Genomic DNA, 25,170 nt, shown 5'->3' with positions numbered 1-25,170 from the left:
AGCCTTGCGCGGTCGGCGAAGACCGCGTCCTGCATGCCCGTGAACGGGCGTGAAGTACGAAAACCGATTCCACTTGCAAGCCGAAATCAGGCAGGAAACCCCATGACCGACGCGTTCGAACTCCCTAGCACACTGGTCCAAGCCCTTCAGCGCCGCGCGGCCCTGACGCCGGACCGGGTGGCCTTGCGTTTTCTCGCCGAAACCCAGGATCAGGCGGTGGTGCTCAGTTATCGTGAGCTCGATCAGCGGGCGCGAACCATTGCCGGCGCGTTGCAGGCCGAGACGTCGTTTGGTGATCGCGCGGTGTTGCTGTTTCCCAGCGGCCCGGATTACGTCGCGGCGTTTTTTGGCTGCCTGTACGCAGGTGTAATCGCGGTGCCGGCCTATCCGCCTGAATCGACCCGTCGTCATCACCAGGAACGTCTGCTGTCGATCATTAGCGATGCCGAGCCGCGCTTGCTGCTGACCAGCGCCGACCTGCGCGACGCGTTGCTGCAAATCGACGAGGCGCCGCCGCTGCTGTGTGTCGACACCCTCGACGGCGCCCTGGCCGAACGCTGGGTTGCGCCGGACTTGCACGGCGACCACATCGCCTTCCTGCAATACACCTCCGGCTCCACGGCGTTGCCTAAAGGCGTGCAAGTCAGTCACGGCAACCTGGTGGCCAACGAACGGCTGATTCGTCACGGATTCGGCATCGATCTGAACCCCGATGACGTGATCGTCAGTTGGCTGCCGCTGTATCACGACATGGGCTTGATCGGCGGCCTGTTACAGCCGATTTTCAGCGGTGTGCCGTGTGTGTTGATGTCGCCGGCGTACTTCCTCGGTCGACCATTGCGCTGGCTGGAAGCGATCAGCGAGTACGGCGGCACCATCAGCGGCGGGCCGGACTTCGCCTATCGACTGTGCAGCGAACGGGTCAGCGAATCAGCGCTGGAACGCCTCGACCTGAGTGGCTGGCGCGTGGCGTATTCCGGTTCCGAACCGATTCGCCTCGACACCCTGGAGCGCTTCGCCGAGAAGTTCGCGGCCTGTGGCTTTACGCCGGACAGCTTCATGGCCTCCTACGGCTTGGCGGAAGCCACGCTGTTCGTTGCCGGCAGCCCGCGCGGCCAGGGCATTCCATCGTTGCGCGTGGATGATCAGGCCTTGGCGCAGAACCGTGCCGAGCCGGGCGATGGCAGTCCGATCATGAGTTGCGGCATCAGCCAGCCGGATCACGCGGTGCTGATAGTCGATGCCGTATCGCTCGAAGAACTCGCCGACAACGCAGTCGGTGAGGTCTGGGCCACCGGGCCGAGCATCGCCCATGGCTACTGGCGCAACCCCGAAGCCACGGCCAAGACGTTCGTCCAGCACGCCGGCCGCACCTGGCTGCGCACCGGCGACCTGGGCTTTTTGCGTGACGGTGAGTTGTTCATCACCGGCCGCCTGAAAGACATGCTGATCGTTCGCGGTCACAACCTCTATCCGCAGGACATCGAGCAGACCATCGAGCGTGAAGTGGAGGTGGTGCGCAAAGGTCGCGTGGCCGCATTCGCAGTCAACATCGAGGGGCAGGAGGGCATCGGCATCGCCGCGGAAATCAGCCGCAGCGTGCAGAAAATCCTGCCGCCCGAGGCCCTGATCAAAGCCATCCGTCAAGCGGTGGCCGAGGCGTATCAGGAAGCACCGAGCGTGGTGGCATTGCTCAATCCGGGAGCGCTGCCGAAGACGTCCAGCGGCAAGTTGCAACGCTCGGCGTGCCGCAATCGCCTGGCCGATGGCAGCCTCGACAGCTATGCGCTATTCCCCTCGGCAGACATCGCAAGCACGTCTGAAACCAACATCGGCTCAGAGTTGCAAACCCTGATCGGCCAGATCTGGTGTGAACAATTGCAGGTCAAGCAGGTCAGCGCCGATGACCATTTCTTCCTGCTGGGCGGCAACTCCATCGCCGCCACTCAAGTAGTCGCGCGCCTGCGTGAAGAGTTGGGGCTGGAGCTGAATCTGCGCCTGTTGTTCGAAGCGCCAACCCTCGGCGCATTCGCTGCCGCGGTCGCCCGGCAACAACAGGATGGCGGCGTGGCCCAAGGCGCGATCATGCCCTTGTCGCGCAGCGAAGCCATGCCGCAATCCCTGGCGCAAAACCGTCTGTGGATCACCTGGCAACTCGACCCGCAGAGCAGCGCCTACAACATCCCCGGTGCCTTGAGCCTGCGCGGCGAACTGGATGAAGACGCCTTGCGCGCCAGTTTCCAGCAACTGATCGAACGTCACGAATCCCTGCGCACGCGGTTTTTCGAGCGTGATGGTGTGGCTCTGCAACAGGTCATTACTGCCGGCGAATTCAACCTGCAAGTGATCGACATCAGCGACCTGCCAGCCGCCGAGCGTGAAGCCCGCGCGCAACAGATCCGCGAGGACGAAGCCCGCACCCAGTTCGATCTGGAAAAAGGCCCGCTGCTGTGGGTGACGCTCGTGCGCCTCGGCGATGAGGACCATCAACTGCTGGTGACGATGCACCACATCATCGCCGACGGTTGGTCGATGAGTGTGCTGATCGACGAATTCTCGCGGCTGTACGCGGCCGCTTCTCAGGGCCAGACCGCCAGCCTTCCAGCGTTGCCGACGCAATACGCCGACTACGGCAGTTGGCAGCGCCAGTGGTTGGCGCAAGGGGAGGGCGAGCGTCAACTCGCTTACTGGAAAGAGCAGTTGGGCGTTGATCATCCGACCCTGAACCTGGCCACCGATCATCCGCGTTCGGCGCAGCACATTCACAGCGCCGCCCGCCACACGCTGCGTTTGGACGCGAGCCTGAGCGATGCCATTCGCCAGACTGCCCAGCACCATGAATCGACGCCGTTCATGCTGTTGCTCGCGGCATTCCAGAGCTTGCTGCATCGCTACAGCGGCCAACGCGACATCCGCATCGGTGTGCCGAATGCCAACCGTCCGCGCCTGGAAACCCAAGGGCTGATCGGTTTCTTCATCAATACCCAGGTGCTGCGCGCCGAGGTGGATTCGCGACTGCCGTTCGTGGAGTTGCTGGCGCAAACCCGTCAAGCCGCATTGGGTGCGCAAGCGCATCAGGATCTGCCGTTCGAACAACTGCTCGAAGCCTTCCCGCAGGCCCGCGAGCAGGGTCTGTTTCAGGTGATGTTCAACCACCAGCAACGGGATCTCAGTGCGCTGCGTCGCTTGCCGGGACTGCTCGCCGAAGAGCTGCCGTGGCACAGCCGCGAAGCCAAGTTCGACCTGCAATTGCACAGCGAAGAAGACCGCAGCGGTCGCCTGAGCTTGTCGTTCGACTACGCCAGCGAGTTGTTCGACGTGGCAACTATCGAGCGACTGGCCGAGCATTTCAGCAACCTGCTGCGAGCTGTCTGCAAACAACCGACGACCGCCATCGGCGACCTGCAATTGCTGACCTTGAGCGAGCACGATCAGCAATCCGCCTGGAGCGCCGCACCCTGCACACCGGCCAGCCAATGGCTGCCTGAGTTGCTCAACGAACAAGCGCGCCAGACCCCGGAGCGCACCGCGCTGCTGTGGGACGGTGGCAGTCTGGACTTCGCCGAACTGCACGCTCAAGCCAACCGTCTGGCGCATTACCTGCGCGACAAAGGCGTCGGTCCGGACGTGTGCGTGGCCATCGCTGCCGAGCGTTCGCCGCAGTTGCTGATCGGCTTGCTGGCGATCATCAAGGCAGGCGGCGCTTATGTGCCGCTGGACCCGGATTACCCGGCTGAGCGCCTGGCCTACATGCTCAGCGACAGTGGCGTCGAGTTGCTGCTGACCCAAACCGAATTGCTCGATCGCTTGCCGGCCACCGACGGCGTCAGCGTGATTGCCATGGACGCCCTGCATCTGGAGAACTGGCCAAGCCATGCACCCGGTCTGCACCTGCACGGCGACAACCTGGCCTACGTGATTTATACCTCCGGTTCCACCGGTCAGCCGAAGGGCGTTGGCAACACTCACGCGGCCCTCGCTGAACGCCTGCAATGGATGCAAACCACCTACCGTCTGGACCAGACCGATGTGCTGATGCAAAAAGCGCCGATCAGTTTCGACGTGTCGGTGTGGGAATGCTTCTGGCCGCTGATCACCGGGTGCCGCCTGCTGCTCGCCGGCCCCGGCGAACACCGCGATCCGCACCGCATCGCGCAACTGGTTCAGCAATACGGTGTGACCACATTGCACTTCGTACCGCCGTTGCTGGCGTTGTTCATCGACGAACCACTCAGCGCCGAATGCACCAGCCTGCGTCGACTGTTCTCAGGCGGCGAAGCCTTGCCCGCCGAACTGCGCAACCGCGTGCTGGAACACTTGCCGGCAGTGCAACTGCACAACCGCTACGGCCCGACCGAAACGGCGATCAACGTCACCCACTGGCACTGCACAACGGCTGATGGCGAGCGCTCACCGATTGGCCGGCCATTGGGCAATGTGCTGTGCCGCGTGCTCGACAGTGATCTCAATCCGGTACCGGCCGGTGTGCCGGGTGAACTGTGCATCAGCGGTATCGGTTTGGCCCGGGGCTATCTGGGGCGTCCGGCGCTGACCGCCGAACGCTTTGTGGTCGATCCACTGGGTGAGCAGGGCGCTCGGCTGTACCGCACTGGCGACCGTGCTCGCTGGACCGCCGATGGTGTGATCGAATACCTAGGCCGTCTCGATCAGCAAGTCAAACTGCGTGGTTTTCGTGTCGAGCCGGAAGAAATCGAAGCGCGTCTGTTGGCGCAGTCTGGCGTCGCCCAAGCGGTGGTGCTGGTGCGCGAAACGGCGGCGGGTGGGCAGTTGATCGGTTACTACACCGCCACTGACACCAGCGAAACCGTCGATGCTCAAACCATGCGCCTGAAAACCGCGCTGGCCGCTGAGCTGCCGGAATACATGGTCCCGGCGCAACTCATGCGTCTGGATGAAATGCCCCTGAGCCCGAGCGGTAAACTCGACCGCCGCGCCTTGCCGGAACCTCAGTGGCAAGTCCGTGAACACGTCGAGCCGGTCACTGCCCTTGAGCAAAAAATCGCCGGCATCTGGCGTGAGGTGCTGGGCCAAACACAGATCGGCCTGCGCGATGACTTCTTCGCCCTCGGTGGTCACTCCCTGTTGGCCACGCAAATCATTTCCCGCACCCGCCAGGCCTGCGACGTCGAATTGCCGTTGCGGGCGCTGTTTGAGAACAGTGAACTGGGCGCTTTTGCCGAACAGGTTCGCTTGATCCAGGCCAGCGGCAAAACCAACCAACAGCCGCCGATCGAGAAAGTCGATCGCAGCCAACCGGTGCCACTGTCCTATTCTCAGCAACGCATGTGGTTCCTCTGGCAGATGGAACCGGACAGCCCGGCCTACAACGTCGGCGGCATGGCGCGGTTGCGCGGCGTGCTGGATGTCGGGCGTTTCGAAGCGGCGCTGCAAGCGTTGATCATGCGTCACGAAACCCTGCGTACGACGTTCCCGAGCATCGACGGCGTGGCCCGGCAACAGGTTCATCCAGACACTCGCCTGCGCATGGACTGGAAGGATTTCACCACGCTGGATGCCGATGGCCGCGAATGGCAGGTCCAGCAACTGGCCGATGACGAAGCCCATAAGCCTTTCGATCTGGAAACCGGGCCGCTGCTGCGTGCTTGCCTGGTCAAGACCGCCGAGCAGGAGCATTACTTCGTCCTGACCCTGCATCACATCGTCACCGAAGGCTGGGCGATGGACATTTTTGCCCGGGAACTGAGCGCGCTCTACGAAGCGTTCGTCGATGACCGCGAATCACCGTTGCAGCCGCTGCCGGTGCAGTACCTGGATTACAGCGTGTGGCAGCGTCAGTGGCTGGAATCCGGCGAACGTCAGCGTCAGCTCGATTACTGGACCGCGCAACTGGGCCGCGAACATCCGCTGCTGGAATTGCCGGCTGATCGTCCACGTCCGCCGGTGCAAAGCCATCAGGGCGAACTGTTCCGCTTCGACCTCAGCGATGAGCTCGCGGCGCGGGTTCGTGCCTTCAACGCCTACAACGGTCTGACTCTGTTCATGACCATGACTACCGCTCTGGCGGTTCTGCTCTATCGCTACAGCGGCCAGACCGATCTGCGTATCGGTGCGCCGGTGGCCAACCGCATTCGCCCGGAAAGCGAAGGGCTGATCGGCGCGTTCCTCAACACTCAAGTGCTGCGCTGCCAGCTCGACGGGCAGATGTCCGTCGGCGAGTTGTTCAAGCAGGTTCGCCACACCGTGATCGAAGGCCAGTCCCATCAGGACCTGCCGTTCGATCATCTGGTGGAAGCCTTGCAGCCACCGCGCAGTGCGGCTTACAACCCGCTGTTCCAGGTGATGTGCAACGTGCAGCGCTGGGAATTCCAGCAGAGCCGCACCCTGGCCGGGATGACCGTCGAGTACTTGGCCAACGATGCGCGAGCGACCAAGTTTGACCTCAACCTGGAAGTCACCGACCTCGACCATCGCCTCGGTTGCTGCCTGACCTACAGCACCGATTTGTTCGACGAGCCGCGCATTGCGCGCATGGCCGGGCACTGGCGCAATCTGCTGGAAGCGTTGCTCGACGATCCGCAACAACGCCTCAGCGAACTGCAGTTGCTGGAAGCCACTGAACAGCAAAACCTGCTCGACAGCCTCGGCATTGAGCCGGGCGAGCATCGCCTCGATCAATGCATCCATCACCTGTTCAGCGAGCAGGCGCTGGTGCGCAAGGACGCGCCGGCCCTGACCTTCGCCGGACAGACCCTGAGCTACGCCGAGCTCGACAGCCGCGCCAATCGTCTGGCCTGGATGCTTCGCGAACGTGGAGTCGGGCCGCAGGTTCGGGTCGGCCTGGCACTGGAACGTTCGCTGGAGATGGTCGTCGGCCTGCTGGCGATCCTCAAGGCTGGCGGCGCCTATGTGCCGCTGGACCCGGAATACCCGCTGGATCGCCTGCACTACATGATCGAAGACAGCGGCATCGGTTTGCTGCTCAGCGATGTGGCGATGTTCGCCGCACTTGGTGAATTGCCGGCCAGCGTCGGTCGCTGGTGCCTGGAAGAAGACGCCGCTGCACTGGCCAATTACCCGGCCACTGAGCTGCCGTTTATCAGCCTTCCGCAACATCAGGCGTACCTGATTTACACCTCGGGCTCCACCGGCAAACCGAAAGGCGTGGTGGTGTCCCACGGTGAAATCGCCATGCATTGCCGCGCGGTGATCGAGCGCTTCGGTATGCGCCCGGACGACTGCGAATTGCACTTCTATTCGATCAACTTCGATGCCGCGACCGAACGTCTGCTGGTGCCGCTGTTGAGCGGCGCGCAGGTTGTCCTGCGTGCGCAAGGCCAGTGGGATGCGCAAGAGATTTGCGGGCTGATTCGCCGTCATAACATCAACATTCTTGGTTTCACCCCAAGCTACGGCAGCCAGTTGGCGCAATGGCTGGCGACCCAGGGCGAAACCCTGCCGGTGCGCATGTGCATCACCGGTGGCGAGGCCCTGACCGGCGAACACTTGCAACGAATTCGCGCGGCGTTCAAGCCGAGCCTGTTTTTCAACGCCTACGGCCCGACCGAAACCGTGGTCATGCCGCTCGCCAGCCTGGCACCCGAGCAATTGGAAGAAGGGCTTGGCAGCGTGCCGATTGGCAGCGTGATCGGCGCTCGCGTCGCTTACATCCTCGACGCCGATCTGGCGTTGGTGCCGCAAGGCGCGACGGGCGAGTTGTATGTCGGCGGTGCCGGTCTGGCGCAGGGGTATCACCAGCGTCCGGGCATGACCGCCGAACGGTTTGTTGCCGATCTTTTTGCAGCGAACGGCGGACGTTTGTACCGCACCGGTGACCTTGTCCGTCAGCGCGTCGATGGTCTGGTCGAGTACCTCGGCCGTATCGACCATCAAGTGAAGATCCGTGGTTTCCGCATCGAACTGGGCGAGATCGAAACCCGTTTGCTGGAACACGAGTCCGTGCGTGAAGCGGTGGTGCTGGCCCTCGACGCACCGAGCGGCAAGCAATTGGTCGGCTATCTGGTCACCGACGTCGCCGAACAGGATGAAGCGCAACAAACCGCATTGCGCGAAGCGTTGAAGGCGCACCTCAAATCTCAGTTGCCGGATTACATGGTGCCGACGCACCTGATCCTGCTGACAAGCATGCCGCTGACCGCCAATGGCAAGCTCGACCGCCGCGCACTGCCGGCACCGGACCCGGAGTTGAATCGTCAGCACTACGTGGCGCCGAGCAACGAACTCGAGCTGATGCTGGCCGGGATCTGGTGCGAAGTGCTGAACGTCCAGCAGGTCGGCCTCAACGACAACTTCTTCGAGCTGGGCGGCGATTCGATTCTGTCGATCCAGGTGGTCAGTCGTGCGCGGCAGCAGGGCATCCACTTCAGCCCACGGGACTTGTTCCAGCACCAGACCGTGCAGACGCTGGCCGCCGTCGCGACCCGCACCGAGCAGGTCACGGCCGAGCAAGGGTTGTTGAGCGGTGAATCGCGGTTGACGCCGATTCAGCACTGGTTCTTCGACACTGAAATTCCGGAGCGTCAACACTGGAACCAGGCGTTGCTGCTGGAACCAACAGTGGCGCTGGAGCCTCATCGTCTGGAGCAAGCGCTGCTGGCGGTGATTGAACAGCACGACGCCTTGCGTTTGCGATTCACCGACGTCGCCGGCCATTGGCAGGCCGAGCACCAGGCGGTTTCCGACGCTGCCGTGCTGTGGCAGGTGCACGTGCCGGCCATGGACAGATGTGTGGCGCTATTCGCCGACGCTCAACGCAGCCTCGACCTAGAGCAAGGGCCGCTGATACGGGCGCTGCTGGTCGATGATGCTGAAGGGCAACAACGGCTGTTCATCGCCATTCACCATCTGGTGGTGGACGGGGTGTCGTGGCGGGTGCTGCTAGACGATCTGCAAACGGTTTATCGTCAACTCGACGCAGAGCAGTCAGTAAAACTGCCGGCAAAAACCAGCGGCTTCAAGGACTGGGCCGCACGGTTGCAGGCTTACGCCGGCAGTGAATCCTTGCGGGAAGAATTGAGCTGGTGGCAGACGCAACTGGCCGGCCCAAGCGCTGAATTGCCGTGTGATCACCCTCAAGGTGGTCAACAAAATCGTCACGCGCAAACCGTCAGCGTGCGCCTCGACAGCGAGCGCACCCGCCAACTGCTGCAACAGGCGCCGACGGCCTATCGCACTCAGGTCAATGACCTGCTGCTGACCGCATTGGCCCGTGTGTTGTGCCGCTGGAGCGGTCATCAATCGGCGTTGATTCAACTCGAAGGCCACGGCCGCGAAACCTTGTTCGACGAGATCGACCTGACCCGCACCGTGGGCTGGTTCACCAGCGCCTACCCGCTGCGCCTCACACCTATGAATGAACAGGGTGCGTCGATCAAGGCGATCAAGGAGCAACTGCGTGCGGTGCCGCACAAAGGTTTGGGTTATGGCGTGCTGCGTTATCTGGCCGATGGCGTGTGCCGTCAGACCATGGCCGCGCTGCCGGTGGCGCCGATCACCTTCAACTACCTGGGGCAGTTCGACCAGAGCTTCGGCAGCGATGCGTTGTTCCGTCCGCTCGATGAACCGGTGGGCGCGGCCCATGATCCACACGCTCCGCTGCCCAACGAGCTGAGCGTTGACAGTCAGGTCTACGGCGGTGAGTTGGTATTGCGCTGGACCTTCAGCGCCGAACGCCACGATCTGCAAACCATCACTGAACTGGCAGAGGCGTATCTGGGCGAGTTGCAAAGCCTGATCCAGCATTGCCTGAGCGACAACGCGGGCGGACTGACGCCGTCGGACTTCCCGCTGGCCAGACTGACTCAGCCGCAACTCGACGCATTGCCAGTGCCAGCGGCGATGATCGAAGACGTTTACCCGCTGACCCCGATGCAGGAAGGCATGCTGCTGCACACCTTGCTCGAACCGGGCACCGGCCTTTACTACATGCAGGACCGCTACCGCATTAACAGCGAGCTCGACCCGCAACGTTTCGCTCAGGCCTGGCAAGCGGTGATCGCCCGACACGAAGCCTTGCGCGCCTCGTTCTGCTGGAACGTTGGCGAAGACATGCTGCAAGTGATCCACAAACCGGGCAGCACGCCGATCGAATATCTGGACTGGAGCGCGGTTGCCGAAACCGAGCAAGAGCCGAAGTTGCAGGCGCTGCTGAAAAGCGAGCGTGAGGCCGGGTTCGATCTGCTCAATCAGGCACCGTTCCACCTGCGTTTGATCCGCGTGGGCGCGGCGCGTTACTGGTTTATGATGAGCAACCACCACATCCTCATCGATGCCTGGTGCCGTTCGTTGCTGATGAACGATTTCTTCGAGATCTACACCGCCCTCGGCGAAGGTCGGGAAGCGCAGCTGGCAGTGCCGCCGCGTTATCGCGACTACATCGGCTGGCTGCAACGCCAGAGCTTGGCCGAAGCGCGGCAGTGGTGGCAGCAGAACCTGCGAGGTTTCGAGCGCACCACGCCGATTCCGAGTGACCGGCCGTTCCTGCGTGAACATGCCGGCGACAGCGGCGGCATGATCGTCGGCGACCGCTATACCCGACTCGATGCCCGCGATGGTGCGCAATTGCGCGAACTGGCCCAGGCCCATCAGCTGACCATCAACACCTTCGCCCAGGCGGCGTGGGCGCTGGTGCTGCGTCGCTTGAGCGGTGATCGTGACGTGCTGTTCGGCGTCACGGTGGCCGGGCGTCCGGTGGAAATGCCGGAGATGCAGCGCACCGTCGGGCTGTTCATCAACAGCATCGCCCTGCGGGTGAAAATGCCCGAAGACGATCAGCGTTGCAGCGTTCGTCAGTGGCTCACTGGCTTGCTCGACAGCAACATGCAACTGCGCGAGTACGAATACTTGCCGCTGGTGAGCATCCAGGAAAACAGCGAACTGCCTAAAGGCCAGCCGCTGTTCGACAGCTTGTTCGTGTTCGAAAACGCGCCGGTGGAAGTCTCGGTGCTGGACCGTGCGCAGAGCCTCAACGCGACTTCGGATTCGGGCCGCACCCACACCAACTTCCCGTTGACGGCGGTGTGTTATCCGGGCGATGACCTGGGCTTGCACCTGTCTTACGACCAGCGTTATTTCGACGAATCCACGGTCGAGCGCATGCTCGGTGAGTTCAAGCGCCTGCTGCTGGCGCTGGTCGAAGGCTTCCATGGCGACATGGCTGATCTGCCGTTGCTGGGCACCGAGGAACAGGACTTCCTGATCCATGGCTGCAACCAGAGTGAACACGACTACCCGCTGGAGCAGAGCTATGTCTCATTGTTCGAAGCGCAAGTTGCCGAGCATCCGCAGCGGATTGCCGCCAGTTGCCTGGATCAGCAGCACAGCTACGTTGAGCTGAACCAGCGCAGCAACCGTCTCGGCCATGCGCTGATTGCAGCTGGCGTTGGCCTGGATCAACCGGTGGCGCTGCTCGCCGAACGTAACCTTGATTTGCTGGGCATGATCATCGGCAGCTTCAAGGCCGGTGCCGGTTACCTGCCGCTGGACCCGGGTCTGCCGAGTCAGCGCCTGAGCCGGATCATTGACCTGAGCCGCACGCCGTTGCTGGTTTGTACTCAGGCGTGTCGTGAGCAAGCCGTCGCTCTGTTGGAAGAATTCGGTTGTGCCAATCGACCTCGATTGCTGGTCTGGGAAGACGTGCAGGCGAGCGATGTTTCGGTGGCCAATCCGGGCATTTACAGCGGCCCGGACAACCTCGCCTACGTGATCTACACCTCGGGTTCCACCGGCTTGCCGAAGGGTGTGATGGTCGAGCAGCGCGGCATGCTCAATAACCAGTTGAGCAAGGTGCCGTACCTGAAACTGAGCGCCGCCGATGTGATCGCTCAGACCGCCTCGCAAAGCTTCGACATTTCGGTCTGGCAGTTCCTCGCGGCACCGCTGTTCGGCGCTCGGGTCGACATTGTGCCGAACAGCATCGCCCACGATCCGCAAGGCTTGTTGGCTCACGTTCAGAGTCACGGCATCACCGTGCTCGAAAGCGTGCCGTCGCTGATTCAGGGCATGCTCGCCCAGGACCGCATGAGCCTCGACGGCCTGCGCTGGATGCTGCCGACCGGTGAAGCGATGCCGCCGGAACTGGCGCATCAATGGTTGCTGCGTTACCCGGAGATTGGCTTGGTGAACGCCTATGGCCCGGCGGAATGCTCGGACGATGTGGCGTTCTTCCTCGTCGATCTGGCCTCGACGCGCGGCAGTTATCTGCCGATTGGTACGCCGACCGACAACAACCGTTTGTACCTGCTCGATGGCGCGCTGGAGTTGGTGCCATTGGGAGCGGTGGGGGAGTTGTGCGTGGCCGGCACCGGCGTGGGGCGCGGCTATGTGAGCGATCCGTTGCGTACCGCTCAGGTGTTTGTGCCGAACCCGTTCGGCGCACCGGGGGATCGCTTGTATCGCACCGGCGACCTGGCCCGACGTCGCAGTGACGGCGTGCTGGAATACGTCGGGCGCATCGACCATCAAGTGAAGATCCGCGGTTACCGCATCGAACTGGGTGAAATCGAGGCCCGTCTGCACGAGCAACCGGAAGTTCGCGATGCAGCGGTGGGTGTACAGGAGGGCGTCAACGGCAAGCATTTGGTTGGCTATCTGGTTGCAGCGGATTCGGCGCTGAACCCGAACGAACGACTGGAACGCATCAAGCAACGTCTGCGCGCCGAATTGCCGGAATACATGGTGCCGCTGCACTGGTTGTGGCTCGACAAGCTACCGCTCAACGCCAATGGCAAACTCGATCGCAAGGCCTTGCCAGTGCTGGAAATCGGCCAGTTGCAGAGCCAGGACTATCAGGCGCCGCGCAATGAGCTGGAACAGACCCTGGCGGATATTTGGGCTGAAGTGTTGAAGGTCGAGAAGGTCGGCGTGCGTGACAACTTCTTCGAACTCGGCGGCCATTCGCTGCTGGCCACACAGATCGCCTCGCGGGTGCAAAAAGCCCTGCAACGCAACGTCCCGCTACGGGCGATGTTCGAGTGCAGCACGGTGGGGGAGTTGGCCGAATACATTGATGGGTTGGCGGCGAGTGACATTACCGAGGAGAAGGTGGATCGGCTTAATGACCTGATGGCGGAGTTGGAGGGCCTTTAAAGTCAAAAGATCGCAGCCTGCGGCAGCTCCTACAGGTGTACGCCGAGCCCATTGGGTTCGTGCGGGTGTACACCGAGCCCATGTAGGAGCTGGCGAAGCCTGCGATCTTTTGATCTTCAATCGGGTTGACTGCCGGTCCCATGCGGATCAGTCTTCCTGTGCTTTTTAATGGATCCGATTTCACCAGGGAGACAGTCAATGCCCTTCGTAACGGTTGATGGACAAGCGCTTCACTACATAGATCAAGGCACAGGCCCTGCGGTTCTGTTGGCTGGCAGTTACCTGTGGGACCAGGCCATGTGGGCGCCACAGATTGCGGCGCTGTCGCAGCATTATCGGGTCATCGCCCTGGACCTGTGGGGCCATGGCGAATCCGGGCGGATGCCAGAGTGCATGACGTCGCTGGATGACGTGGCGCGCCAGGCACTGGCATTGCTCGATCATCTGCACATCGATCGCGTCACGCTGGTCGGTCTTTCGGTGGGTGGCATGTGGGGTGTTCGACTGGCGCTGTCAGCACCGCAGCGGCTCAACGGTCTGGTGCTGATGGACACCTACGTCGGCGTCGAACCGGAACCGACACGCCAATACTATTTCTCGCTGTTCAAGCAGATCGAAGACAGCGGTGTGATCTCGCCGCAGCTGCTCGACATTATTGTGCCGATTTTCTTCCGTCCGGGCATCGATCCGCAGTCGGCGCTGTATCAGGATTTCCGCGCCAGACTGGCTGCGCTGCCGGCCGATCGTCTGCGTCAAAGCATCGTGCCGATGGGGCTGATTACCTTTGGTCGTGATGATCTGTTGCCGCGTCTGGGTGAACTGAATCCTGAAACCATGCTGTTGATGTGCGGCGATCAGGACAAACCGCGACCGCCGTCGGAAACCAAAGAAATGGCCGAATTGATTGGGTGTCCGTATGTGCTGGTACCGGAGGCGGGGCATATCTCCAATCTGGAGAACCCGCAGTTTGTTACAGATGCACTGATGAAGTTTTTGGCTGAGAGAACTTAGTCGATCAGGCGGACGCCTTCGCGGGCAAGCCTCGCTCCCATAGGATTTGAGTCGTTCGCAATAATGGCGAATCACACAAATCCTGTGGGAGCGAGGCTTGCCCGCGAAGAGGCCAGAGGGATCACTTAGGCCCGAGAATCTTCACCAATTTATCCGGCGACGGCGCGCCTTGTTGCTGTTGCAGCTGACCTTTGTCATCCATATAGAAAATCGCCGGGGTGGCGGCCAGTTCCAGGTCTTCCATCAACTGCATGTTCGCCGCGAGTTTCGCCTGAATGGCCGGCGGCACGTCTTTCAGGGCTTTGAGCGAACTGTCCTTGCCGGATTTCTCGTGGTCTGCCAACGCTTTTTGCGGGTCCTTGGCGGCCAGCAGCGCGGCGGATTTGCCCGGGCTGTCTTCGCGAATGATACCGACCATGATGTGCCGCAACTGCACTTTGCCGGCCTTGACCCACGGCCGCGCCTGTTCCCAGAACATGTTGCAGTACGGGCAATTCGGGTCGCTGAACAGATAAACGATTCGCGGTGCGTCCTTGTTGCCATCACCGATCCAGTTGCTCGCTTCCATTTTGGCCCAGACTTCCTTGGCCATCGGCGCGTAGACCAGTTTCTGCAACGGCGCGCTGCTCAGGTCATTGCCTTGGGCGTCGTACAAATTGCCCAGCAGTACATGTTTGCCGTCCGGGGTCAGGTACAGCGCCATGCCGCGGTTCTGGTACTGCGCTGCATAACCGCGCAGGCCGTCGGGCGCGTCGAAGGTGCCGACAATTTTGGCGCCCTTGGCTTCGATCTTCTTGATCGCTTCAGGCAATTCTTCGGCCTGTACCGACGGCAAGTGCAGCAGGGCGGCACCCAGGGTCAACGTCAGCAGGTGGCGGAGGCGGAGCATGGCAATTTCCTTGAAGGCGTGGCCGAGGTGGCCGGGTTCGAGGTGTCGAAGTTTTCCAGGGCGCGGGCCAGGCTGGCTTCAGAGAGTTCGCCCAGATGGCTGCCCAGCAGGTATCCGTCGGGGCTATAGAACAGCGTAGTCGGCAATGCCATGGAACCCACGGCCTGACTCAATCGACCGCTGCCATCGAACAGCACGTTAGTCAGGCTCAGGCCCTGGGTTTCGAGGAAGGTGCTGACGCTCTGCATGCTTTCGGCTTGGTTGACGAACAGAAATGTCAGGTCCGGACGCTGTTGCTGGGCATTTTCCAGCACTGGCATTTCCCGGCGGCACGGCGGGCACCAAGTAGCCCAAAGATTGATGACCAGCGGACCGCCCTGGTAGTCGCTGAGCTGTATGGTTTGGCCGGCGGCATTGCGCAGGGTGATCTGCGGCAGGCGCGTGCCTTGTTCGTAAATATTCAGGGAGAACGTCGCCAGCAGCCAAAATGCCAGACCGCAGCCTACGCCGAAGCCTAACGGGCGACGCAGGGCCGGGCGACGCCAGCCTCGATACAGGGCGGCGAGCAACAGCACAATCACCCCGGGCCAAGCGAGGAAACCACCGTCGCGCAAGTCGATGATCTGCCATGGATCGTTGCGATACTGCGCCCAGTAGGCGATCACGAAACCGACCCGAGCCGCCAGCATGCCCAGCAGGAACAGGCTGAACAGCACCGACTCCGGGTTCTCGCCGCCACGCTTGGCCACCCGCCAGCCGACAAAAGTCGCCAGCGCCAGGGCACTGATCAGCAGCAGGTGATTAAGCGCGATGGCAAAGGTGCCGAGGGTAAAAGTCAGCATTAACGAGCGTCTCGGGTGGTGGTCCAGCGTTGCAGGAAGGTGCCGGCATCGACCTCACCGGTGATGCGCTGGCTGCGGCGCTCTTCGCCGTCGGGGCCGATCCACAACAGGCTTGGCGGCCCCGGCACTTTATAACGGCCGAGCAGTTCGCGGCTGGCGGCATTGTCGGCGGTGACGTCCAGCCGTAGCAAGCGCACATCGCTGAGCGCTTCCAGTACCTGCGGTTTGCCGAAAACCTGTTTTTCCATGACTTTGCACGACACACACCAGTCGGCGTAGTAGTCCAGCAGCACCCATTGGCCCTGAGCTTTGGCCGCGTCGAGTTCGCGTTGCAGGGCGGCGGGCTCCTTGATCGTCGTGAAGGCATCATGAGCGCTCGGCGCGGTAACGCCGGTACGGCCGGCGCTGTACACCTGCAACGGCTGATACGGATCGTCACTGCCGCCCGCCGCACCCACCACCAGCAGGCTGCCCCACAGTCCCAACAACAGCGAACTGGCGCCGAAAAGTTGGGCGATGCGACCGAAGCCCTCGGACTGTTTCCACGCGCTGTAGGCAGCGATCAGCAACAAGGCGCCACCCAGACCGAGCCATAACGACGGGTCCAGAACCGGCCGCAGCATCAGCAATGCTGTAGCGAGGAACAGGAAGCCGAACACGCCTTTGAGCAGGTTCATCCACGCACCCGGTTTGGGCAGGAAGCGATTGCCGACAGTCACCAGAAGCAACAGCGGCACACCGATGCCAATGCCCATGGCGAACAGAATCAGCCCACCGTGCAGCGCATTACCGCTCTGCGCGATATAGAGCAGAGCCCCCGCCAGCGGTGCGGTCATGCACGGACCGACCAGCAGGCCGGACAAAGCCCCGACCACACCGGCACCGATCAGGCTGCCACCACGCTGATTGCGCGAAACATGTTCCAGCCGATCTCGCACGGCCACCGGCAATTGAAGCTCGAAGAAACCGAACATCGGCAAGGCCAGCAATACGAACACCGCCGCAAAACTGCCCAGCAACCAGGGGTTCTGCAACAGTGCCTGAAGGTTCGCCCCGAGCAGCGCAGCCAAAACGCCCATCGCCGCATACACCAGCGCCATGCTCACGACGTAACTGGTTGCCAGGGCGAAGCCGCGTTTCGGCGTGGCCCCACTGCCAACAATCAAACCCGCCAGAATCGGCAGCATCGGCAACGAACAAGGCGTGAACGCCAACAGCAGCCCCAGGCCGAAGAACACCAGCAGGCTCCAACCCAACGCTCGTTGTTGCAGGCCGCTGGCAAGGGCCTGGTCGGGCGCCTCTTCACCAAACGCGGCAAGGACGTTACTTGTGCCAAGGTTGACCACTTGAGACTGCGGCGGATAGCACAAACCGGCATCGGCGCAGCCCTGGAAGCCAACTTTGATCTGACCAGTGGCTCCGGCCGGTATCTTCAGCTCCAGGCCTTGGCGGTAGACTTGCTGTTCGCCAAAGAACTCGTCGCTGTGGGACTCGCCCTCCGGTAGCACTGGCATCTGCTCTGGGGCCAGACCGTCGAATTTCAGGCGTTTCTGATACAGGTAATAATTGTCGGCAATTTGCCAATAGAGCTGGGTTTCCCCGGATTCAAGGCGTTCGGAGGTGAAGATGAACGCTTTTTCCACCGGGAGAAACTCGGGTTTGGTCTCGAACGGATTCGTTCCAGCCTGGGCCACACCCGAGATCAACAGAACAAAGAATAAAAACAATCGACGCATGGGTAAGCCTTATCCCTGTGCAAGTGAGGTGCACAGTGGCGGGCGGCGATTAACCGATGATTAACCACACTCGCCTTGTGACAATGGCACTTGCGGCATAATGTCCGCTTAATCGGCTACCGGCCTAATCACCTTTTTTCTACGGGGCTCACCATGCACGTACTGGTTTGCGAAGACGATGAGCTAATCGCCAGCGGCATCGTTGCCGGGCTTACTGCCCAAGGCTTGACCGTGGAGCATGTCGCCACCGCCTCGGCAGCCCGGGCGATGCTCAAGGTCGCGGAGTTCGACGTCATGGTGCTCGATCTCGGTCTGCCCGATGAAGATGGCCTGAAGCTGTTGCAGCAGTTGCGCCACCATGGCCTCGAAATCCCGGTGCTGATCCTCACCGCGCGGGACTCGGTCACCGACCGGGTCGACGGCCTGCAAGCCGGTGCCGACGACTACTTGCTCAAACCGTTCGACCTGCGTGAACTTGCCGCGCGCCTGCACACCTTGTTGCGACGAGTGGCGGGGCGCAGCGTCAACCTGATCGAACACGGCCGTCTGACCTACGACCCGAGCAGCCGCGAAACCATGCTCGGTGGCCAATCGGTGGATTTGTCACGCCGTGAGCAATCGCTGTTGCAAGCCCTGCTACATAACCGTGGCCGGGTACTGTCCACCGAGCAATTGAAAGACAGCGTCTACGGTTTCAACGACGAACTGGAAAGCAACGCCCTTAACGTCCATATCCATCACCTGCGGCGCAAACTCGGCAACGGCATTGTCGAGACGGTGCGTGGCCTGGGCTATCGCCTGGGGCCGGCCGATGGCGGAGAGCAATCGAAGTGATGAGCCTGCGTTTGCGGCTGAGCCTGACCCTCGGCGCCGCGTTTGCGCTGATCTGGGCCCTGGCCGCCGCCTGGATGCTCAGTGATCTGCGCAACCAGATGATGTTTTCCCTCGACCAGCGGTTGGTGGCGTCGGCGCGGATGGTGGCCGGGCTGCTGGAGCAACTGCCGGCGTTGCCGAGCAAGGGCGAGGGGACCCATTTCAGCGCGGAACAGCTGAGCATCCCTGGCGGCATGGCCTGTCAGGTCAGCTCGTTGCGCGGTGAAATCCTGGCTCGCAGCCACAGTAGCCCCGAACAAACCCTGGAAGCCGAAAAAATGGGCTTCCACGATCAAATGATCGACGGCGCACCCTGGCGCAGCTTCACCCTGGCGCGCGGTGATGTGCGCATTACCACCGCCGACCGGCAGATCGAGCGCGAAGCACTGAACATGTCCATCCTGCTGGCGGCCTCGGTGCCGGTCGGCGTGGCGCTGCTTGGTTGCCTGTGCCTGCTGTGGCTCGGCATCGGTCAGGGGCTGGCACCGCTTAATCGCATGCGCGATGCATTGATGCGACGTAGCGCCGATTCTCTGGAACCGTTGCAAATCCAGCCGCTGCCCAGCGAGCTGCAGCCACTGCTCGAAACCCAAAATCAGTTGTTCCTGCGCATCGGCAAGACCATCGAGCGCGAACGGCGCCTGACCGGTGATGCGGCGCACGAATTGCGTAGCCCGCTGACTGCCATCAAAACCCACCTGCAAGTGGCGCGCATGACAGAAGGCAGCGCCCGGGATCAGTCCCTGGCGCGGGCTGAAGAGGGGGCCGACCGGCTGCATCGCACACTTGAACAATTGCTGCTGCTGGCGCGCGTCGAGGGCAGTCTGTCGTTCGATGATGGCGTGCAATGCAGCGCCGAGCAGGTGGCGAAACTGGCGATACAGGATGCCGCCAGCGGTGATCGTCAGCGGATCAAGCTTCAGTTGCCGACGACATTCTCCGATGCGCCGCTGCAAATGCCCGCGGTGCTGTCGATTGCCGCATTGCGCAACTTGCTCGACAACGCCCTGCGCCATACCCCAGGCGATGGGGCAGTGGAGCTGAGCCTGGAAACCACCAACAATCGCGTGAGCTTTTTGGTCCGCGACCATGGTCCGGGGATTGCCGAAGATGACCTGCAACACCTGACCCAACGTTTCTGGCGCAACGGCCAGAGCACCGGTTGCGGCCTTGGCCTGGCGATTGTCCAGGCCATCGTCCAGCGCTGCGGCTGCACCCTGCATTTCGACAGCCGGCCGGATGGCTTGCGGGTTGAGTTGACGATGCCTTTGCAACCCATCTAACGACACAAAACCCTCTGTAGGAGCTGCCGAAGGCTGCGATCTTTTGATCTTTTTTAGAAGCAAGATCAAAAGATCGCAGCCTTCGGCAGCTCCTACATAAGTTCTGTGTCGCACACCAAATGTAACGTCTCTCCATTAGCCACCCGGCCCCCACAGCGCTATCGTCCCCGGCAGCTTTGACTCAATGGATTGAGGTAACAGCGCCATGGATGCATCGATACATATCTGCAAGGCAACGCCTGCCGACGCCGGCATCATCAGCCGCATCGTCGAGCGGTCTATTCGCGTCGGCTGCGCGCTCGACCACCGCAACGATCCGCGAACCGTCGCCACCTGGACCCACAACAAAACCATCGAACACGTGCAGCCCTGGCTGACCGACCCACGGTTGTACCTGAACATCGCCCTGTTGCAGGACAAACCGATCGGCGTCGCCATGGCGGCGATCAGCGGCAAGGTCGCGTTTTGTTACGTACAACCGGAATGGTTTCGGCGCGGCGCCGGACAAGCGCTGGTGCAGGACCTCGAGACGTGGTTGATCGCTCAGGGTTTGCCTCAGGCGCGGCTCAACAGCACCCGAACTGGCGAGGCGTTTTACCACCGTCTGGGTTACCGGGCTTGCGCTGAAACCTTCACCGTGGCGGGACTCCACGCCATTCCCATGCACAAGGCGCTGTCGCCACCTTCATAGAAAGCTGATCGAGGGTCTAAATCCTTGAGGTCCTGATGCGTTTCCAGAACAGGAAAACCTGCAAGTGCGCCCCGTGACCGGAACGCGCACCTGCCCGGTGTGCAGTTTTGGTCACTATCAACAGCGTATTGAGGGATCGAGAGATGTCAGTCGCTACCAGCCTTATCGAAGATCAGCCGGCCCGGATCGTCCCGACGCCCGCCGAGACGCTTTATCAATTCAACGAATCGCCGCTTCTGGCCCGTCAGAGCCAGCAGGAATCGAATGCTCGCAGCTATCCGCGGCGCATTCCCCTGGCACTCAAACGCGCCAAGGGCATTTATGTCGAAGACGTCGAAGGCCGCAGTTTCATCGATTGCCTCGCCGGTGCGGGGACTCTGGCCCTGGGGCACAACCATCCGGTGGTGATCGACGCGATCCAGCAAGTGCTGACCGATGAACTGCCGCTGCATACCCTCGACCTGACCACGCCGGTGAAGGATCAGTTTGTCCAGGACCTATTCGGTCTGTTGCCACAGGCATTGGCTGCTGAAGCGAAGATCCAGTTCTGCGGCCCCACCGGCACCGACGCCGTTGAAGCCGCGCTGAAACTGGTGCGCACCGCCACCGGGCGCAGCACCGTGTTGTCGTTCCAGGGCGGTTACCACGGCATGAGCCAGGGCGCGCTGAGCTTGATGGGCAGCCTGGGGCCGAAAAAGCCGTTGGGTGCCTTGCTCAGCAGTGGGGTGCAGTTCATGCCGTATCCCTACGATTACCGTTGCCCGTTCGGGCTTGGCGGCGCGCAGGGGGTGCAGGTCAACCTGAATTACCTGGAAAACCTGCTGAATGATCCAGAGGCCGGCGTGCAATTGCCCGCTGCGGTGATCGTCGAAGCGGTGCAGGGCGAGGGCGGGGTGATTCCGGCCGATCTCGATTGGCTGCGCGGCTTGCGACGCATCACCGAGCAGGCCGGCGTAGCGCTGATCGTTGATGAAATCCAGAGCGGTTTCGCCCGCACCGGCAAGATGTTCGCCTTCGAGCACGCCGGGATCATTCCGGACGTGGTGGTGCTGTCCAAAGCCATCGGCGGCAGTCTGCCGCTGGCGGTGGTGGTCTATCGCGACTGGCTAGACACCTGGCTGCCGGGCGCCCATGCCGGGACATTCCGCGGTAATCAAATGGCCATGGCCGCCGGCTCCGCGGTGATGCGCTACCTGACCGAGCACAGGGTTTGCGAGCACGCCGCTGCCATGGGCGAACGCTTGAGTGAACACCTGCACATCCTGCAGCGGGACTTCCCGCAGTTGGGCGACATTCGCGGACGCGGCTTGATGCTGGGCGTCGAACTGGTCGACCCGACCGGCGCGCCGGACGCTCAGGGTCATCCACCGATATTCGGTCGTCTGGCGCCGCTGGTGCAGCGCGAATGCCTCAAGCGCGGGTTGATCCTCGAGCTGGGCGGGCGTCACGGCGGTGTCGTGCGTTTCCTGCCGCCGCTGGTGATCACTGCCGCAGAAATCGATCGGGTGGCTGACATTTTCGGCAGGGCCATGGCCGCAGCCACCGCCAGCCTTTAAATTTTTTGGTGCCTTGAACGTTCCTTCTACATAACGGCTGCGCACGCCGCGCAGCCCACCCTACAGCGATGGAGAGACAGCATGACGTCAGTATTCGACCGCGAGGACATCCTCTTTCAGGTCGTGGTCAACCACGAAGAGCAATACTCGATCTGGCCCGACTACAAAGCCGTGCCACAAGGCTGGCGCACCGTGGGCAAGAGCGGGCTGAAAAAGGAATGCCTGGCCTACATCGAAGAGGTCTGGACCGACATGCGTCCGCTGAGCTTGCGCCAGAAAATGGAAGAACAGGCGGCCGTGGCTCACTAAAGTCACTGCCCATAGAGAAGCCCGCTGACCGATATCGGTTCAGCGGGTTTTTTGTGTGTGGTTGAAAGTCAAAAGATCGCAGCCTTCGGCAGCTCCTACATAGACCGTTTTCATCCGCAATTTAACGGATGGATCCAATCCATGTAGGAGCTGCCGAAGGCTGCGATCTTTTGATCTTAGGCCGAAGGCCCGTTACTCAACCCCTTGATCACCAAATCCACATTCCCTTCCAATTCAGCCACCGGATCCGCCGCATCGACACTCAACACCACCAACCGGCTACCAGCCTCGGCAATCACCGCTTTCACCGCATCCGACGGCTGGCGATGATGCAACACCACCGCCACATCATTGTCCTTGAGCGTCGCACCCAATTGCTTGAGTGCCTCCGGTGTCCACTCGGCATCCGGTCGTGCGTCAAGGCCGATCAGCTCCAGATTAAGGCCACCGATCAGGTAGCCGAAATGATCGCTCAGGCTCATCACACTCAGGTTGTCGGCATTGGCCAAGCGTGACTCACTGTCGGCGCTGAGCTTGAGCAGGCGCTGTTTGAGCGCTGTCAGGTTGGCATCGATCTTCGGCTTGGCTGTTGGTGCCAGGCGCACCAGGTCTGCCGCCATGACATCCGCCATGCGGCCCATGTTGTTGCTGGCCAGCCAAGGCTGACTGTTCAAACCGTCGACCTTGCTGCCAGGCTGCACGGCGATGCCGGGCAGGGCGCCGTCCACCGGGCGGGCGGCGTCGATTTCAATGATGCGGATATTGCTGCGACGGGCGTTCGGGTACAGCGGATCGTCCGGCCATAGCGAGCGCAGGCCGATGACCGCATCGGCATCGACCGCCAATTTACTTAGCTCCGGAGCGCCGCGGCCAGTGAAATAAGCGGTCTGCCGACTGCCGGGCAGATTGGCCGGCGCGGCACGCTCAAGGCTGACATCGGTGCCCTCCAGCAGCAGGGCACCCAGACCGTAGGTCACTGGCAACGCCGCCAGGACCAGCACTTTGTGCGTTGAAGTCGAGGCAAAGAGCGCGGTGTTACCCACACCGTGATTGGCCATCAGGCGGATCGGTTCGAAGCTGTCGGTGGCGAATGCGTTAAACGAGGCTGGCCCACACAAGGTCACCGCCAGGGTCAATTGACGCAGAGAAAAAGACATTTATCCGAGGTTCCCTTTCAGACTTGGAACGATGCCGCGAGCAATCGCGGCCAGGGCGAAGGCGATACCGGCCACCAGAATGATCGCGGCGCCGGACGGGATAGGCAGATCAAAGACAATCGGTGCGAGAATTCCGCACAGCGTGCTCACCGTGGCGATCAGCACCGAACACCAGAAGAAACCCTTCAGCGACTGGCTGAGCAAACGTGCGGCCGCCGCTGGAATCACCAACAGTGCGCCGACCAGAATCGCGCCGATGACTTTCACCGCCGCCACCGTGATCAGGGTCACCAGAATCACGAACAGGTAATCCAGGGTCTTCACCGCCACACCACGCACCGCCGCCAGTTGCGGATTGAAACTGGCGAGCATGATGCGGTTGTACAGCGGCAGGGCCAACGCCATGACCAGCGAACCAACGATGGCCAACACCAGCAGGTCATTGCCGTTGACCGTGAGCACTGAACCGAACAGCACGTTTTCCAGAATGTGCACGTTGATTTTGCCGGCCAGGATCAGCAGCAGGCTCGCACCCAGCGCCAACGATACGGAGAGAAACACACCGATCAACGTGTCCGGTGCCAGACCAGTACGATTGCGCAGGTAGTTGAGCAAAATGCCAAACAGCAGGCAGTAACCGAACAGGCTGCCATAAGGCCCGGTGTAGGGTTCACCGAGCAGAATGCCGATGGCCACACCGGTCAGCGCCGCGTGGCCCACGGCTTCGGAGAAAAACGCGAAACGCTTGACCACCACTAGCGTGCCCAAACCGCCCAACACCGGGCCGATCAACAGGCCAGCGAGTAGGGCATTGACCACAAATCCATAGGCCAGCGCTTCCGGCAGGTAACCCGACGAGGCCCAACCCTGGACCATCAAACGAAAGGCTTCGTAACTCATCAGGTAGCGCTCCGGGGATGGGTCGAAAACAGGGTCAGCAGTCGCTCCGGGGTCAGTGCCTGTTTCGGCGTGGCATCGAACAGCACCCGGCGATTGAGCCCGGTGACCCGGTCGGCCAGTCGCCCGACCGCTTCCAGATCATGTTCGATCCACAGCACGGTGATGCCGCTCTGGCGCCAGTCGCCCAGTAGCCGCTCGAACACTTGAATACCGGCCTCATCGAGGGCCGACATCGGTTCATCGAGCACCAGCAACTTCGGCACCGGAATCAATCCTTGGGCCAGCAAAACACGCTGGCGCTCACCGCCGGACAACGCGCCCATGCGCCGCTTGCGCTTGTCCTGCATGCCGACCCGTTCCAGTGCTTCGCCGATGGCCGCTGCGTAATGCTTGCTCAACCCGAGGAACGCCGGGCGCCGCTGACACATGGCGGCCATGAAGTCATCGACAGTCATCGGTAAGCCGCGATCGAACTCCAGCGCCTGAGGCACGTAACCAATGGTTCCCGGTTCGCCAGGCCATTGCAGGCTCAAGCGACCCTGATGCGGCATTTGCCCCAGCAGGGTCTTGATCAGCGAACTCTTGCCGCCACCGTTGGGGCCGACCAGTGCATGCACGCTGCCGGGCTGAACCTGAAAGGTCACCTTGTCGAGGATCGTCGTGCGACCCAGCGTCAGGCTGACCTCGGCAAAATCCAGGGTCGGTCCCGAAGCCTGTGGGAGCGGGCTTGCTCGCGAAAGCGGTGGGTCAGTCAACATTGATGTCGACTGAGACTCCCTCTTCGCGAGCAAGTCGGATCGCCGCACCGCCGCTCCCACAGGGGATTCAGTGATGGTT

The 25,170-nt window shown here is 61.8% G+C and carries 13 protein-coding genes; 7 read left to right on the top strand and 6 right to left on the bottom strand.

Features of this window, described 5'->3' with window-relative positions:
- The first annotated feature begins 102 nt into the window (after positions 1 to 102).
- Positions 103 to 13,086, top strand: a complete 12,984-nt coding sequence (locus F6R97_RS07325; RefSeq protein ID WP_315866323.1) for a non-ribosomal peptide synthetase — start codon at positions 103 to 105, stop codon at positions 13,084 to 13,086.
- Positions 13,087 to 13,284: 198 nt separating this feature from the next.
- Positions 13,285 to 14,097: an alpha/beta fold hydrolase gene (locus F6R97_RS07320; protein WP_315866322.1), complete on the top strand. Its 813-nt coding sequence runs from the start codon at positions 13,285 to 13,287 to the stop codon at positions 14,095 to 14,097.
- Positions 14,098 to 14,218: 121 nt separating this feature from the next.
- Here the strand turns inward: F6R97_RS07320 and dsbG are convergent, their stop codons facing one another.
- Genes dsbG through dsbD form a run of 3 tightly spaced genes read right to left on the bottom strand, consistent with a single transcriptional unit; the run spans position 14,219 to position 17,564 of the window.
- A complete protein-coding gene (dsbG, locus tag F6R97_RS07315) occupies positions 14,219 to 14,986 on the bottom strand; it encodes a thiol:disulfide interchange protein DsbG (protein ID WP_038982272.1) in 768 nt (255 codons plus the stop codon).
- The gene (locus F6R97_RS07310) at positions 14,962 to 15,828 is read right to left on the bottom strand and encodes a TlpA disulfide reductase family protein (protein WP_315866321.1); all 867 of its coding nucleotides are present in this window, start codon (positions 15,826 to 15,828) and stop codon (positions 14,962 to 14,964) included. The genes dsbG and F6R97_RS07310 overlap by 25 nt, the downstream gene beginning before the upstream one ends.
- Positions 15,828 to 17,564, bottom strand: coding sequence for a protein-disulfide reductase DsbD (gene dsbD, locus F6R97_RS07305; RefSeq protein WP_315866320.1), 1,737 nt, complete (start codon positions 17,562 to 17,564; stop codon positions 15,828 to 15,830). The genes F6R97_RS07310 and dsbD overlap by 1 nt, the downstream gene beginning before the upstream one ends.
- A gap of 153 nt (positions 17,565 to 17,717) precedes the next feature.
- Between dsbD and F6R97_RS07300 the strand changes: the two genes are divergently transcribed.
- From F6R97_RS07300 to F6R97_RS07280, 5 genes are all read left to right on the top strand, one after another.
- Positions 17,718 to 18,398 carry a response regulator gene (locus tag F6R97_RS07300; RefSeq protein WP_315866319.1) on the top strand — a complete coding sequence of 227 codons (681 nt, stop codon included), beginning with the start codon at positions 17,718 to 17,720 and terminating at the stop codon, positions 18,396 to 18,398.
- The gene (locus F6R97_RS07295; protein WP_315866318.1) at positions 18,395 to 19,720 is read left to right on the top strand and encodes an ATP-binding protein; all 1,326 of its coding nucleotides are present in this window, start codon (positions 18,395 to 18,397) and stop codon (positions 19,718 to 19,720) included. Before F6R97_RS07300 ends, F6R97_RS07295 begins: the two co-directional genes overlap by 4 nt.
- Positions 19,721 to 19,925: 205 nt before the next feature.
- Complete coding sequence (locus tag F6R97_RS07290; RefSeq protein ID WP_038982278.1) at positions 19,926 to 20,411, top strand: GNAT family N-acetyltransferase; 486 nt, start codon at positions 19,926 to 19,928, stop codon at positions 20,409 to 20,411.
- Positions 20,412 to 20,554: 143 nt separating this feature from the next.
- Positions 20,555 to 21,967, top strand: a complete 1,413-nt coding sequence (locus F6R97_RS07285) for an aspartate aminotransferase family protein (protein WP_315866317.1) — start codon at positions 20,555 to 20,557, stop codon at positions 21,965 to 21,967.
- A gap of 81 nt (positions 21,968 to 22,048) precedes the next feature.
- Complete coding sequence (locus F6R97_RS07280; protein WP_007934245.1) at positions 22,049 to 22,276, top strand: MbtH family protein; 228 nt, start codon at positions 22,049 to 22,051, stop codon at positions 22,274 to 22,276.
- A gap of 176 nt (positions 22,277 to 22,452) precedes the next feature.
- On the opposite strand, the gene F6R97_RS07275 is transcribed toward F6R97_RS07280, so the two are convergent.
- The 3 genes from F6R97_RS07275 to F6R97_RS07265 are packed head-to-tail and all read right to left on the bottom strand — an operon-like array spanning position 22,453 to position 25,091.
- On the bottom strand, positions 22,453 to 23,433 hold the full coding sequence (locus F6R97_RS07275; protein ID WP_315866316.1) for a metal ABC transporter substrate-binding protein: 981 nt from the start codon (positions 23,431 to 23,433) through the stop codon (positions 22,453 to 22,455).
- Positions 23,434 to 24,333: a metal ABC transporter permease gene (locus F6R97_RS07270; RefSeq protein WP_007906536.1), complete on the bottom strand. Its 900-nt coding sequence runs from the start codon at positions 24,331 to 24,333 to the stop codon at positions 23,434 to 23,436. It abuts the gene before it with no gap.
- Positions 24,333 to 25,091 (bottom strand): metal ABC transporter ATP-binding protein, encoded by a 759-nt coding sequence (locus F6R97_RS07265; RefSeq protein WP_161794750.1) that lies wholly within the window; start codon positions 25,089 to 25,091, stop codon positions 24,333 to 24,335. The genes F6R97_RS07270 and F6R97_RS07265 overlap by 1 nt, the downstream gene beginning before the upstream one ends.
- Between the last annotated feature and the right edge of the window lie 79 nt (positions 25,092 to 25,170).

The sequence above is a fragment of the Pseudomonas sp. JV414 genome (genome assembly GCF_032424305.1).
GTDB lineage: Bacteria > Pseudomonadota > Gammaproteobacteria > Pseudomonadales > Pseudomonadaceae > Aquipseudomonas > Aquipseudomonas lini.
This window is presented reverse-complemented; position numbering and strand designations above follow the sequence as displayed.

Excerpts from the sequence above, each read along its gene's own strand:
- F6R97_RS07320 (WP_315866322.1), top strand. The coding sequence starts at position 13,285 with ATGCCCTTCGTAACGGTTGATGGACAAGCGCTTCACTACATAGATCAA.
- F6R97_RS07325 (WP_315866323.1), top strand. The coding sequence starts at position 103 with ATGACCGACGCGTTCGAACTCCCTAGCACACTGGTCCAAGCCCTTCAG.
- F6R97_RS07285 (WP_315866317.1), top strand. The coding sequence starts at position 20,555 with ATGTCAGTCGCTACCAGCCTTATCGAAGATCAGCCGGCCCGGATCGTC.
- F6R97_RS07270 (WP_007906536.1), bottom strand. The coding sequence starts at position 24,333 with ATGAGTTACGAAGCCTTTCGTTTGATGGTCCAGGGTTGGGCCTCGTCG.
- dsbD (WP_315866320.1), bottom strand. The coding sequence starts at position 17,564 with ATGCGTCGATTGTTTTTATTCTTTGTTCTGTTGATCTCGGGTGTGGCC.
- dsbG (WP_038982272.1), bottom strand. The coding sequence starts at position 14,986 with ATGCTCCGCCTCCGCCACCTGCTGACGTTGACCCTGGGTGCCGCCCTG.
- F6R97_RS07290 (WP_038982278.1), top strand. The coding sequence starts at position 19,926 with ATGGATGCATCGATACATATCTGCAAGGCAACGCCTGCCGACGCCGGC.
- F6R97_RS07310 (WP_315866321.1), bottom strand. The coding sequence starts at position 15,828 with ATGCTGACTTTTACCCTCGGCACCTTTGCCATCGCGCTTAATCACCTG.
- F6R97_RS07265 (WP_161794750.1), bottom strand. The coding sequence starts at position 25,091 with ATGTTGACTGACCCACCGCTTTCGCGAGCAAGCCCGCTCCCACAGGCT.
- F6R97_RS07275 (WP_315866316.1), bottom strand. The coding sequence starts at position 23,433 with ATGTCTTTTTCTCTGCGTCAATTGACCCTGGCGGTGACCTTGTGTGGG.
- F6R97_RS07280 (WP_007934245.1), top strand. The coding sequence starts at position 22,049 with ATGACGTCAGTATTCGACCGCGAGGACATCCTCTTTCAGGTCGTGGTC.
- F6R97_RS07300 (WP_315866319.1), top strand. The coding sequence starts at position 17,718 with ATGCACGTACTGGTTTGCGAAGACGATGAGCTAATCGCCAGCGGCATC.